A 13,159-nucleotide genomic window follows, 5' to 3' on the forward strand; every position below is an offset into this window, starting at 1 on the left:
GCTAAAATTTCCTCGCAGCATTTTTTAATACACAAGTAGACAATTTTTACTATTTAAGGCCACTGTGCGAGCGTTACACGGTCATTATTACCAAGGTCTTTCACTGTTTTAATATTAACAAACGCCATTTTTTCAAAGAAATGACGAACAGCTTCACCTTGCTCAAAACCGTGTTCTATTAAAAGATAGCCATTAGATAGCAAATAGTCACGTGATTGTGTAATTATTTGTTTAATATCAGACATTCCGCAATCATCAGCCACTAATGCCGATAAAGGCTCAAAACGCACATCGCCCTGATTTAAATGTATATCGTTGCTTTCGATGTAAGGTGGGTTTGTGACTATTAGATTAAACTTTTCACCGTGCAACTCACTAAACCAGTTGCTTTGTTTAACGTGCACGTTATTAATTGCCAATCGCTGCTGGTTACGTGTAGCAAGTGCAACGGCATCACTTACTCTATCTACTGCAATAATTTGCCAATCAGGCATTTCACTACCCAGTGCCAACGCAATTGCACCAGTACCCGTGCCTAAATCAAGTACTTTAGCTGTAGCAGGAACAGCCACTTCAAGTGCTTGTTCTACTAATGTTTCAGTATCAGGGCGAGGTATTAAGGTTGTTGCGTTAACTTCAAGCGATAAACTCCAAAACTCACGTTGCCCTGTAATATGTGCAACAGGTTCACCGTTTAAACGTCGTTGGCAAAATGTATTAAATTGCTGTTGTTGCTTAGCGTTAAGTTCATGCTCTGGCCAAGTAAAAAGGTAACTGCGAGGTTTTTGAAGAATATGTAGAAGTAAAACTTGTGCGTCTAATTTAGCACTTTCGCTGCTAGGTGCTAATAAATTAGCGCCTGCAGCAATTGCTTGTTCAAGAGTTTGGCTCACGATTACTCGTCGCCCATAGCCGCTAATAAGTCAGCTTGATACTCTTGCATTAATGGGTCAATAACGCAGCTTAAATCACCCGCTACCACTTCGTTTAAACGATAAAGTGTTAAGTTAATGCGGTGATCGGTAATACGACCTTGCGGGTAGTTATAAGTACGGATACGTTCAGAACGATCGCCACTACCAACTAAGTCACGACGTTCAGATGCTTCTGCCGCATGGCGCTTTTCATCTTCAGCTTGTTGCAAACGTGCTGCAAGTACTGACATCGCTTTAGCGCGGTTTTTATGCTGCGAACGCTGATCCTGACACTCAACCACAACACCGGTAGGTATATGTGTAAGTCGAATAGCAGAATCGGTTTTGTTAACGTGCTGACCACCTGCGCCTGATGCACGAAATGTATCAACTTTTAAATCTGCGGTATTAATTTGTATCGCTTCGGCCTCTGGTACTTCCGCCATTACCGCAACAGTACACGCAGAGGTATGCACTCGCCCTTGTGATTCAGTTTCTGGCACACGTTGTACACGGTGTACACCTGATTCAAACTTTAATTGACCGTAGACGCCTTCGCCACTGATATTCGCAATCACTTCTTTGTAACCACCGTGCTCACCTTCATTGGTGCTCACAACTTCTACTTTCCATTTTTTAGTTTCTGCATAGCGGCTGTACATACGGAATAAATCGCCAGCAAAAATAGCCGCTTCATCACCGCCTGTTCCAGCGCGTACTTCAACAAACACATTATTGTTATCTCGCGGATCTTTTGGCAACATTAATACTTGAATTTGATCCTCAATTACCAAAATTTGTGCTTTAGCTTCTTTATATTCTTCTTGCGCCATTTCACGCATTTCAGGGTCAGAATCTTTAAGCATCTCTTCTGCACTGGCTAAATTGTCTTGCGTTTCTTTATAAGTTAAAAACGTTTTTACAATCTCTTCAAGCTCGGAGTATTCTTTTGAAAGCCCACGAAAACGATTTTGATCACTAATGACCGACGGGTCGCTTAGCAGCGCTTGTACTTCTTCGTAACGCTCTACTAAGGTTTCTAATTTATTATAAACAGACTCTTTCATTTAACGGTTATTCCTGATCAATACCTAACATTTTTTTCAACTGGTTTAGCTGCGCCACTTCACCTTTTTTCGCTGCATCTTGTATTGCACGGGTAGGCGCGTGCATTAAGCGATTGGTTAATTTATTGGCCAACTCTAAAATTACTCTTTCTGCGTCTTTACCACTAGAGAGCTGACTAACGGCTCTTTCCACTAATTCCGACTTTATTGTTTGTACATCATTTCGATAATGGCGAATTAAATCTACCGAATCGAGTGAGCGCATCCACATTGCAAATTCTTTGGTGCGTTCAGTGATAATTATTTGTGCTTGTTCAGCCGCTTGTTCTCGTGCCGCCATATTCTCGCTTACAATGGTTTGTAAGTCATCAACGGAATATAAATAGGCTGCATCAAGTTCTCCTACCTGGCTTTCTATATCGCGTGGAACCGCAATATCAATAAATAGCATAGGTTTATGGCGTCGCTGTTTAAGCGCTTGCTCAACAACCCCTTTACCAATAATTGGTAATGTACTGGCGGTAGAACTAATCACGATATCCGCTTTATATAAACGTTCAGGCAGTTGCGCTAATGCAATAACATCCGCAGACACTTCATCAGCTAAGCTACGCGCTCGTTCAATTGTTCTATTGGCAACGGTGATATTTTGCGGCTCATTTTGGTATAAGTGTTTAGCTACCAGTTCAATTGTTTCGCCTGCACCAATTAATAAAACATTGGTTTTGTCGAGTTTGCCATAAATATGTTTTGCCAAGTTAACGGCGGCAAACGCCACTGAAACAGCGCTTGCACCAATATTGGTTTCTGTACGAACTTCTTTAGCAACCGAAAATGTTTTTTGAAACAACCGATCAAATGTAACACCTACAGCATCATGCGTTTTGGCGCTATTGTAGGCTTGCTTAATTTGCCCTAAAATTTGCGGTTCACCCAAAACTAAAGAGTCTAACCCGCAAGCAACACGCATTAAGTGCTTTATTGCCTCGTTATTTTCATAGCAATATATATTCTTAATCAGTTCAAGTTCATCCAAACCATGGAAACTGGCAAGCCAACTCAACAGTGTTTGGGAATTTTGCTGAGCAAGGCTACAATAGACTTCAGTTCGATTACAGGTAGAAACAATTACAGCTTCATTAAAGTCGGCGTGGCCACTTAATTGTTGCAACGCCTCTGAAATTTGCTCAGGCGAAAAAGCCACTTTCTCACGTAATTCTACGGAAGCGGTTTTGTGATTAATACCGAGTGCTATTATGGTCATATGTGCCAAATATTGCTGAGCCCTACTTCAAAGGCGGCAATTTTATCAAAAATCAGCGGAATATGGAAAGTAAGGAACAACATTTGATTCGACAATATTTTATTTTACTCATGTTTTTTTTATTTTTAGGCGGTTGCGCCCAACAAATAACATCTAAAACAATACTTTATGACAATTGGAAAACTCACCTAGCAGATCAAAAAACTTGGCATGTAAAAGGTAAATTGGCTTTTATAAGCCCAGATGAGCGCCAATCTGCAAATTTAAATTGGCAACAAACCAAAAACAATAACAATTTAGTGCTTACCTCATTTATTGGTACGCGTATTTTGCAACTCAAACAAACAAGCGAAGGCGCAGAACTAGAATTTGATGATGATAAGTATTACGACACAAATGCCGCACAACTTCTTAAGCGTTTAACTGGTTTTACTCTCCCTGTTAATAATGCTGAAAATTGGTTAAAAGGCACAATTGACGCGCAAAGTTTAAAAGTCGATGAACTTGGTCGTGCCACACAAGTACTGTGGTTCGATGACATAGGTAAAAAGTGGCAAATAGAGTATGCCAGCTATATACAAAGTGCAGGATATTGGCTGCCAACAAAAATAACATTAAAACACCAAAAAATTAAAATCAAAATTCAACTCTACGATTGGCAATTTAATTAAATATGAATAACACGACGTCTTTTACACTTATTGCTCCGGCAAAACTCAACTTATTTTTACACATTAATGGTCGCCGTGAAGATGGCTATCATGAGTTAGAAACGTTATTTACTTTTTTAAATTTTGGTGACGAACTGACTTTTGAGCTGATAGATACACCCGACATTTTTATAACAGGTGACACTAAAGGCATACCATTAACCGATAATCTAATCTATAAAGCCGCTTTATTATTAAAAACTCAGAGTAAAACACGACTGGGTGTAAAAATAAATTTAATAAAACGTTTACCAATGGGTGGCGGTGTTGGCGGTGGTTCGTCTGATGCTGCGACCACGTTATTGGCCTTAAATAAACTCTGGAAAATTGATCGTAGTTTAGATGAATTAGCACGTTTAGGGTTACAACTAGGGGCTGATGTTCCTGTATTTGTTCGAGGTCAAAGCGCCATAGCACATGGGATTGGCGAAGAATTACACCAAGTAGAACTTGAGCAAAAATGGTACTGCGTCGTACACCCAAATCAACATGTAAGTACAGCTACAATATTTACGCATCCGGATTTAAAACGCGATACACCAAAAATTTTAGGCGATTGGAAACACCATACTTTGACCAACGATTGTGAGCCTTTAGTTAAAAAGCTCTGTCCCGAGGTTGAAAAGACCCTCCAGTGGTTGCTAAAATACGCTCCGTCGAAGATGACCGGAACAGGTTCATGTTGTTTTGTAGAATTTGCGAGTCAAGTTCAAGCACAAGATGTACTTGCTAATCTCCCCCATACTTGGCAGGGATTTATCGCCTCAAGCGTTAATATCTCCCCTGCTCATACGGAGTTAGCCGCCATATTCGATCAATGAAGTAACGTACAAGTAATAATAAGTTAACTCGCAGTGGTATTTATCATTGCCCGTTAGTCCAAAATTTCAGTGCCTGAGGAACCCAACCGTGCCTGACATGAAGCTCTTCGCTGGTAACGCAACACCTGAGTTAGCTCAAAAAGTTGCAAAACGTTTATATATTGAATTAGGCGATGCTGTTGTTGGCCGTTTTAGCGACGGTGAGATCAGTGTTCAAATAAATGAAAATGTTCGTGGCTCGGATGTTTTTATATTGCAATCAACCTGTGCCCCTACAAACGATAACCTTATGGAACTTATCGTTATGGTTGATGCACTACGTCGTGCATCTGCAGGTCGTATTACTGCCGTCATTCCTTATTTTGGTTATGCCCGTCAAGATCGTCGTGTACGTTCTGCCCGTGTACCAATTACTGCTAAAGTTGTTGCAGATTTCTTATCAAGCGTTGGTGTTGACCGTGTTCTTACGGTTGATTTACACGCAGAGCAAATCCAAGGCTTCTTTGATGTACCAGTGGATAACGTATTCGGTAGCCCTGTATTACTTGAAGATATGAAAGAGCGTCATTTTGATGATGTCGTGATTGTATCTCCAGATATTGGTGGTGTTGTTCGAGCTCGCGCTATTGCAAAATTACTAAATGATACTGATTTAGCTATTATTGATAAACGCCGCCCACAAGCAAACGTTTCTCAAGTAATGCATATTATTGGTGACGTTGAAGGCCGTGATTGTATTATCGTCGATGATATGATTGATACCGGTGGTACCTTATGTAAAGCAGCTGAAGCACTTAAAGAACATGGTGCAAAGCGTGTATTTGCTTATGCTACCCACCCGATTCTTTCAGGTAAAGCAGCAGAAAATTTACGTGACTCAGTAATTGATGAAGTTATTGTAACTGACTCAATTCCATTATCTGAGGAACTTAAAGCCCTTGATAAAATTAAGGTATTAACGCTTGCAGATATGTTAGCGGAAACTATTCGTCGTATTAGTAACGAGGAATCTATTTCAGCGATGTTCGAGCACTAAAATCAAACATTTCTGAATATAAAAGCGCCTTTAGGCGCTTTTTTTGTAAGCGATGTATATTTTAAAATCGTGTGGTGGTATGATAGCGCGCCTTTTGGCTGGGGTCCTTGGTCGCAAAGGCCCTACACATTTAATTATTGGAGACATCATGTCTAACAAAACTTACACTTATAACGCTGAACTTCGCGTAGAAACTGGTACTGGTGCGAGCCGCCGCCTACGTCGCGAAGACAAAGTTCCAGCAATCCTTTACGGAGCTGATAAAGAAGCTTTATCACTTACTTTTGCTCATAAAGATATGATCAAAGCACAAGAAGACGAAGGCTTTTACACGCATATCCTTACGCTTAACGTAGATGGCGAAGCTGTTGAAGTAATCTTAAAAGATATCCAACGTCACCCATTCAAGCCTAAGCTTACTCACCTTGATTTCCAACGTGTAGATGCTACTCATAAATTTCAAACTAAAGTTCCTCTACACTTCATCGGTGAAGAGATTGTAACTAAAGCTGGCGCAACTGTTGTTCACCAGTTAACTGAAGTTGAAATTACGTGTCTTCCAAAAGCACTTCCAGAATTCATTGAAGTAGATGTTTCTAAGTTTGTTGTTGGCGATTCTGTTCATATTTCTGACCTTACTTTCCCTAAAGGCGTTAGCTCTGTAGATTTAGGTAAAGGCGAAGGCCATGATCAGTCTATCCTGACTATCAAAGCAAACAAAGCAGCTCCAGTTGAAGACGACGCTGCAGCAGCAGAATAATTTTTAAGGTCTCGCAACCTTGAATTCTATTCAAATGCTTGTGGGCCTGGCTAATCCAGGCCCCGAATACGCAAACACACGCCACAATGCAGGTGCTTGGTTTATCGAGCAAATCGCTGCACGCTATAACTGCACCCTAAAACACGATCCTAAGTATCACGGCCTTACAGGCAAAGTGATAATTCAAGGCCAAGAATTCAAATTATTGATCCCCACTACTTACATGAATTTAAGTGGTAAAGCGGTCAGTAGTTTAGCTAATTTTTTCAAAATCCCTGTCGAGGACATTTTAGTTGCCCATGACGAATTGGATTTAGACCCAGGCGTTGCCAAATTAAAAAAAGGCGGCGGGCATGGCGGTCATAATGGTTTAAAAGACATTATTGCAAAAATGGCAAATCAAAAAGACTTTATGCGCTTGCGCATTGGTGTAGGTCATCCGGGGCATCGTGAAATGGTAACTGGTTGGGTGCTTGGAAAAGCGGCCAAAGAAGACCAAGAAAAAATGGATGCTGCTGTTGATGAAGCAGTTCGTTGCATGGAAATGCTTGCAAAAGATGGTGTGTTAAAAGCACAAAACAGACTACATTCGTTTAAACCCTAGTAACTTGGGTCCAAGTACACCGTTTAAACGAATTCTAAACAAGGTATCTTACTATGGGTTTTAAATGTGGCATCGTTGGCTTGCCTAACGTTGGTAAATCAACGCTTTTCAATGCACTAACTAAAGCGGGTATTGAAGCCGCTAACTTTCCTTTTTGTACCATTGAGCCTAATACAGGTGTGGTACCTGTGCCAGATCCTCGTCTAGACGAACTTGCTAAAATTGTTAATCCTCAACGAATTCTTACCACTAGTATGGAATTTGTAGACATTGCAGGATTAGTAAAAGGCGCATCTAAAGGTGAAGGCCTTGGTAACCAGTTTTTAGCTAATATTCGTGAAACCGATGCAATTGGCCACGTAGTTCGCTGTTTTGAAGATGAAAACATCATCCACGTAGCTGGTACTATTGACCCTGCTGACGATATTGACGTAATCAACACTGAGTTAGTACTTGCTGATATGGATAGCGCTGAAAAAGCCCTTTTCCGTAATGCAAAAAAAGCAAAAGGTGGCGATAAAGACGCTAAAGAGCAAAATGCTGTCCTTGAAAAAGTAAAAGTACATCTTGATGAAGGCTTAACTTTACGTGGTCTAGCACTTACTAAAGAAGAAAAAGCAGCAATCAGCTCTATTAACTTCTTAACGATTAAACCAACAATGTATATTGCAAACGTTGCTGAAGATGGTTTTGAAAATAACCCATACCTTGATCGTGTACGCGCTATTGCTGCAGCTGAAGATGCGATTGTTGTTCCTGTATGTGCCGCTATCGAGTCTGAGCTTTCAGAGCTAGATGACGAAGACAAGCTTGAGTTTATGGCTGATCTTGGTCTAGAAGAGCCAGGTCTTAACCTTGTTATTCGTGGTGGTTATGAATTACTACAGTTACAAACTTATTTCACAGCTGGCGTAAAAGAAGTGCGTGCATGGACAATCCCTGTAGGTGCGACAGCGCCACAAGCAGCGGGTAAAATCCATACTGACTTCGAGCGTGGCTTTATTCGTGCGCAAACTATTGCTTTTGACGACTTTGTTGCCTTTAAAGGTGAGAGTGGCGCAAAAGAAGCAGGCAAGATGCGTCAAGAAGGTAAAGAGTACATTGTTAAAGATGGCGATGTAATGAACTTCTTGTTCAACGTATAAGTACAAATTAAACCAATTTAGATTGGTAATAATTTTTAAAGGCTCGTTTTTACGAGCCTTTTTTGTACCCTCAGCTTTATAAACTTATAAAATTGATGTAATCACAAGCTAAAAGTCAGCGTTTAATCTAAAAAATACACAGCGGCGAAGATTTAACCTCAATAAAAAATACCTCATCGACAAGTTAATGTTAAGTCCCTAACAATTTGTTTAATTATCAAACAGTTTTAAATTGCAGGCTTTTGCTCTTTTTTATTTAACTGTAAATTTTGTATGTGAATTGTAGTCAAAAAATCATCATTTTTATTAAAAGTTAGCCGCTTAGCTTAATTTTCCTGCAAACAAACACTGTTAAGTGTTTTTTTGCAAAAAAGGTGTTGACGAATTTGGGTCATATCAGCATAATACGCCCCGCACTCAGCGATGAAGTGCTAACAAAAAAAGATGGCTAAGTAGCTCAGCTGGTTAGAGCACATCACTCATAATGATGGGGTCACAGGTTCAAATCCCGTCTTAGCCACCATTATTTTTTTGTTGCTCAATGAAGAGTTTAAAATAACTACCTTGTGTGCGGGAGTGGCGGAATTGGTAGACGCGCTGGATTTAGGTTCCAGTATCTTAGGATGTGAGAGTTCAAGTCTCTCCTTCCGCACCATAATTCTTGATAAGAATTAAAACTATCAATTGTTATTGTTGGGATATCGCCAAGCGGTAAGGCACCAGGTTTTGATCCTGGCATTCCCAGGTTCAAATCCTGGTATCCCAGCCAACAATGGCTAAGTAGCTCAGCTGGTTAGAGCACATCACTCATAATGATGGGGTCACAGGTTCAAATCCCGTCTTAGCCACCATTTCTTATTTTAGAAGTGGCTCTGCAAGAGTTAAATTGCACTCAATGAAGAGTTTAAAATAACTACCTGTGTTTTATTACACAAACGATGCGGGAGTGGCGGAATTGGTAGACGCGCTGGATTTAGGTTCCAGTAACTTCGGTTGTGAGAGTTCAAGTCTCTCTTTCCGCACCATTTCTTGATAAGAAATAAAATTATCAATTAATTCTTTGTTGGGATATCGCCAAGCGGTAAGGCACCAGGTTTTGATCCTGGCATTCCCAGGTTCAAATCCTGGTATCCCAGCCAACTTCTTCTACCAAGGAAAGTTGGACATAAAGAATAGCTCTGCTTAGAGTTTAAATGAGCAAATTGTTGATGCGGGAGTGGCGGAATTGGTAGACGCGCTGGATTTAGGTTCCAGTAACTTAGGTTGTGAGAGTTCAAGTCTCTCCTTCCGCACCATGTTCTTGATACGAACTAAACCTATCAAATAATTCTTTGTTGGGATATCGCCAAGCGGTAAGGCACCAGGTTTTGATCCTGGCATTCCCAGGTTCAAATCCTGGTATCCCAGCCAACTTCTTCTACCAAGGAAAGTTGGATAAAAGAATAGCTCTCGCTTAGAGTTTAAATGAGCAAATTAGTGATGCGGGAGTGGCGGAATTGGTAGACGCGCTGGATTTAGGTTCCAGTAACTTAGGTTGTGAGAGTTCAAGTCTCTCCTTCCGCACCATGTTCTTATTAAGAACTAAAACTAATGCAAATTTATAGTTGGGATATCGCCAAGCGGTAAGGCACCAGGTTTTGATCCTGGCATTCCCAGGTTCAAATCCTGGTATCCCAGCCAATTTGTTAAACTACCCCACCTATTTCTTCATTTAAGTACTTCAGTATAAAATCATTAATTTTAATAGGTTTGCTATAATAATACCCTTGTAAATAATCACATTTCATTGCTGTGAGTGTATTTCTAAGCGCTTTATTTTCAATGCCCTCTGCCACTACTTTACAATTAAGTCTGCTAGCTAAAAATAACGTTGATTCTACAATCGCATAGTCAGCGGGTTGTGTTAGCATATCTTTAATAAATGACCGGTCTATTTTTATTTGGTTGATTGGTAACTCTCTTAGTAATGATAACGAAGAAAATCCAGTCCCAAAATCATCTACACTAAACTCAAAACCGCGGTCGTTAAGCTTGTACATCATAGTGCGAGCGGCTTCTATATTTGTCATCATAGCACCCTCTGTGATTTCAAAAATTATTGAGTCACTCAACGTCGGATCGACACTGATTAATTGCTCAATAAGCTCGTAAAAATCTTGGCTCTCTAAATCCCTTGTTGATAAATTTACGTGAATAGCCCCGATAAACCCCAAAGCTTTTAACGACTTTAAATGATTTATAGTTTCTAACACCACCCACTTGGAAATATTTAAAATTAACCCCATTTGCTCAGCTGTTTTAATAAACACCTCAGGGCTAATAAATGAACCATCACTTTGTGGCCAGCGTATTAATGCTTCAGCTCCATGCATTTCATTAAGGTTAGAAGAAAATATTGGTTGTAAATAAAGCTCAAACTCTTCATTTTTCAATGCTTGCTTTATAAGTAAGGACATATCAAATAAATTATCCGCCCTAATGCTCAAATCCTTAAAATAAATAACAATCTGTTGCTGTGTCTTTTTTGCTTCATGCAGCGCTAAATCAGCCTGTTTGAATAGTTCGTTAGTTTGCATACTATGTTTGGGGTAATAGCTCACTCCAATTCTTAGCTTAACGCGTATAGTTTGTTCATAAATTAAAAAAGGTTTTTGTACTGACTTATTTATTAATTGAATACATAAATCATACTTATCCTGAGTGGCTGAGTTTAAAAGCAATGCAAATTCATCTCCCCCGATTCTATATAACTTAGCAATCTCGGATAAGTGTTGGCTTAATGTTTTGGAAAATGCACACAACAACAAATCCCCAAAATTATTTCCATAAGTATCGTTTACACGTTTAAAGTTATTTAAATCTATTAAAAACAAAATGAAAGGTTGGTTATATTCTATGTTCTCATTGAGTACATTAAAGAATTTTTTACGTTTAGGTAGGTTAGTTAAACTATCGTGTTCAGCTAGAAATTGTTGGTGTTGAGCTGATCGCTCTAGCTCTAAGATACTTTTGAGGCTTAACCTAACAACTAAATACACAAATGTGCCGCCACCAACTAAAATAAATGAAACACTAGTTGTTACAAACGGTTCACTACCATAAAAAGTAAAATAATAAAGTACCCAACAGTAGCCAAAAATAAACAGCACAATTAAAATAAGCTGTAAGCTCCATGCAAACCGATTCGTTCTTTTGCATACTTGTATTGTTGGTTTGATACTTACAGTTAACAGTAATATCCCTACTATAATCATAAAAATAAATGGCTTATCCACAGACACTCTTTAAATGCAATTTGTTATACATTTAGTATGGCTAATAAATCTAATAACGAAATAAAATACATTAAAAAGCTCAGGGTAGCCCACTTACCAAATATGATTGTTGTTTTATGAAGAGGTTATAACTTTTAAGGGCGCGATTAACAGCATTGTTAATCGCTTTATTAGGGGGTAATCTTTTTAGAAACTAACTTAGCTCTCCGCTAATGGCATATTTTAACACCCAGTTTTTTATTGGCCCTGTATTATTAGCCATTTTTAAAAACTGGCTACGTGCCCATTTAAGCGGCGCTACTTGGTTAGAAAAGCCAAAGTAACAGGCATCCATCATGCTCATCATTAACAAATTAGCCTTACGGCGAGCTCGCTCATACTCTTTAAGCATTAACGGGCACCCTATATCCCCTGCATTGTCTAAAACCTCAGCAAGTGCCACTACGTCCTGAAAACCTAAATTTACACCCTGCCCTGCAAGCGGATTAATTGTATGTGCAGCGTCGCCCACTAAAACCAAACGCCCTTGCGAATAATTGTTAGCATGTTGGCGAGTAAGCGGAAATATCGCATGGGTTTGTACTTCAAAGTCTCCAGCAAGCTCTGGGAATTTATTAAGTATGTGCGTTTTTAACTGAGTTGGGCTTAGCCCTTTAAATGCTTGCAGTGTATTTGCATCGTCGTACCAAATTAAATTAGCGTGCGGTGCCTGCATTGGCAAAAATGCGAGTGGCCCACTTGGCGTAAACTGCTGCCAGGTTTTAATTTGTTGCGGCGCATCGAGTTTAATTAACACCCCCATGCAATGCTGCTGGTACTGCCACCCCGTAATACCAATATTCGCCTTATCACGCAATTGCGACTGCCCACCATCGGCTGCAATTACTAAATCAGCGGTATAGGTTTGAGCGCCATACTCAAGCGTAATTAAATCACTGGTTTGCTCTATTTTAGTAATCGGTGTGGCTTGCTCAATAACCTCAATCTTATAATGATCAAATTGCTGCCATAAACAGGCTTGAATTAAATTATTTTCAATCAAATGACCTAAATGCGTGGTGTTTATATCGGCGCAATCAAATAACAAATTGTCACCACCGCGTTCAAAAGCCTCTAATTGTTGATAAGGCGCTATGCGGTTTTGTCTTAAAAGCGGCATGGCACCTAATTCATCAAGCAAATTTTCTGAAAAACGATTAATAGCTGACACTCTAATATCCACCTTATCGCTACTAAAAATGTGCGATGGGTCTATTAGGTGTTTTTCGATTATACGTACGCCAAAGCCTTGCTGGGCAAGCTTTATCGCCATAGCCGCGCCAACCATGCCCCCACCAACCACTATCACATTATTTTTAGTCATGTTTTTCATCATTTTATTATTACTTGAGTCTGTTTTGATTGTATCAAAATTAATTTGTTTTATACCAGAGGATATCCCTAACAGCACATTAAACTGGCCTCGTATTGATTTGAGATCACAAACATGAAAACTATACTTGGATCTGGGCGGGTATCCAGCTAAAATACGCGTCCTTTAAGTGAGCATGCTTGCTCCTTAAT

The 13,159-nt window shown here is 39.6% G+C and carries 11 protein-coding genes and 10 tRNA genes; 16 read left to right on the top strand and 5 right to left on the bottom strand.

The genetic code is table 11. The annotated features are described in order from the left end of the window. Positions 1-53 precede the first annotated feature (53 nt). The 3 genes from prmC to hemA are packed head-to-tail and all read right to left on the bottom strand — an operon-like array spanning position 54 to position 3,245. Positions 54-893, bottom strand: coding sequence for a peptide chain release factor N(5)-glutamine methyltransferase (gene prmC, locus DC53_RS12915; protein WP_033029070.1), 840 nt, complete (start codon positions 891-893; stop codon positions 54-56). A 2-nt stretch (positions 894-895) separates the two neighbouring features. Then, positions 896-1,981 (bottom strand): peptide chain release factor 1, encoded by a 1,086-nt coding sequence (prfA, locus tag DC53_RS12910; RefSeq protein ID WP_007378117.1) that lies wholly within the window; start codon positions 1,979-1,981, stop codon positions 896-898. A gap of 7 nt (positions 1,982-1,988) precedes the next feature. Further along, a complete protein-coding gene (gene hemA, locus DC53_RS12905; protein WP_204247253.1) occupies positions 1,989-3,245 on the bottom strand; it encodes a glutamyl-tRNA reductase in 1,257 nt (418 codons plus the stop codon). Positions 3,246-3,328: 83 nt separating this feature from the next. Here hemA and lolB point away from each other — a divergent pair, with 83 nt between their 5' ends. The 16 genes from lolB (at position 3,329) to DC53_RS12825 (ending at position 10,001) form a co-directional block, all read left to right on the top strand. After that, positions 3,329-3,916: a lipoprotein insertase outer membrane protein LolB gene (lolB, locus tag DC53_RS12900; protein ID WP_033029111.1), complete on the top strand. Its 588-nt coding sequence runs from the start codon at positions 3,329-3,331 to the stop codon at positions 3,914-3,916. Positions 3,917-3,918: 2 nt separating this feature from the next. Next, the gene (gene ispE, locus DC53_RS12895; protein WP_007378120.1) at positions 3,919-4,776 is read left to right on the top strand and encodes a 4-(cytidine 5'-diphospho)-2-C-methyl-D-erythritol kinase; all 858 of its coding nucleotides are present in this window, start codon (positions 3,919-3,921) and stop codon (positions 4,774-4,776) included. 88 nt (positions 4,777-4,864) lie between these two features. Beyond that, positions 4,865-5,812 (top strand): ribose-phosphate pyrophosphokinase, encoded by a 948-nt coding sequence (locus DC53_RS12890; RefSeq protein WP_007378121.1) that lies wholly within the window; start codon positions 4,865-4,867, stop codon positions 5,810-5,812. Between the two features lie 148 nt (positions 5,813-5,960). Beyond that, positions 5,961-6,572 carry a 50S ribosomal protein L25/general stress protein Ctc gene (locus DC53_RS12885; RefSeq protein WP_033029113.1) on the top strand — a complete coding sequence of 204 codons (612 nt, stop codon included), beginning with the start codon at positions 5,961-5,963 and terminating at the stop codon, positions 6,570-6,572. A gap of 19 nt (positions 6,573-6,591) precedes the next feature. Next, positions 6,592-7,176 carry an aminoacyl-tRNA hydrolase gene (gene pth, locus DC53_RS12880; RefSeq protein WP_033029079.1) on the top strand — a complete coding sequence of 195 codons (585 nt, stop codon included), beginning with the start codon at positions 6,592-6,594 and terminating at the stop codon, positions 7,174-7,176. Between the two features lie 53 nt (positions 7,177-7,229). Further along, positions 7,230-8,321: a redox-regulated ATPase YchF gene (ychF, locus tag DC53_RS12875; protein ID WP_007378123.1), complete on the top strand. Its 1,092-nt coding sequence runs from the start codon at positions 7,230-7,232 to the stop codon at positions 8,319-8,321. 446 nt (positions 8,322-8,767) lie between these two features. Next, positions 8,768-8,844, top strand: a tRNA-Met gene (locus tag DC53_RS12870). A 47-nt stretch (positions 8,845-8,891) separates the two neighbouring features. Then, positions 8,892-8,976: transfer RNA gene (locus DC53_RS12865), tRNA-Leu, on the top strand. Positions 8,977-9,015: 39 nt separating this feature from the next. Beyond that, a tRNA-Gln gene (locus DC53_RS12860) sits at positions 9,016-9,090 on the top strand. Positions 9,091-9,095: 5 nt separating this feature from the next. Then, positions 9,096-9,172 (top strand) — tRNA-Met (locus DC53_RS12855). 89 nt (positions 9,173-9,261) lie between these two features. Continuing rightward, positions 9,262-9,346, top strand: a tRNA-Leu gene (locus DC53_RS12850). A 39-nt stretch (positions 9,347-9,385) separates the two neighbouring features. Further along, positions 9,386-9,460 (top strand) — tRNA-Gln (locus tag DC53_RS12845). A gap of 71 nt (positions 9,461-9,531) precedes the next feature. Beyond that, positions 9,532-9,616 (top strand) — tRNA-Leu (locus tag DC53_RS12840). 40 nt (positions 9,617-9,656) lie between these two features. Next, positions 9,657-9,731: transfer RNA gene (locus DC53_RS12835), tRNA-Gln, on the top strand. Positions 9,732-9,802: 71 nt separating this feature from the next. Beyond that, positions 9,803-9,887: transfer RNA gene (locus DC53_RS12830), tRNA-Leu, on the top strand. Positions 9,888-9,926: 39 nt separating this feature from the next. Continuing rightward, a tRNA-Gln gene (locus DC53_RS12825) sits at positions 9,927-10,001 on the top strand. A 5-nt stretch (positions 10,002-10,006) separates the two neighbouring features. Here the strand turns inward: DC53_RS12825 and DC53_RS12820 are convergent. Then, the gene (locus DC53_RS12820) at positions 10,007-11,596 is read right to left on the bottom strand and encodes a putative bifunctional diguanylate cyclase/phosphodiesterase (RefSeq protein WP_033029084.1); all 1,590 of its coding nucleotides are present in this window, start codon (positions 11,594-11,596) and stop codon (positions 10,007-10,009) included. A 193-nt stretch (positions 11,597-11,789) separates the two neighbouring features. Continuing rightward, entirely contained in the window at positions 11,790-12,971 is a 1,182-nt protein-coding gene (locus DC53_RS12815) for an FAD-dependent monooxygenase (protein ID WP_033023809.1), read from the bottom strand. Between the last annotated feature and the right edge of the window lie 188 nt (positions 12,972-13,159).

This window comes from Pseudoalteromonas fuliginea (assembly GCF_000690055.1).
Classification (GTDB): Bacteria; Pseudomonadota; Gammaproteobacteria; order Enterobacterales; family Alteromonadaceae; genus Pseudoalteromonas; species Pseudoalteromonas fuliginea.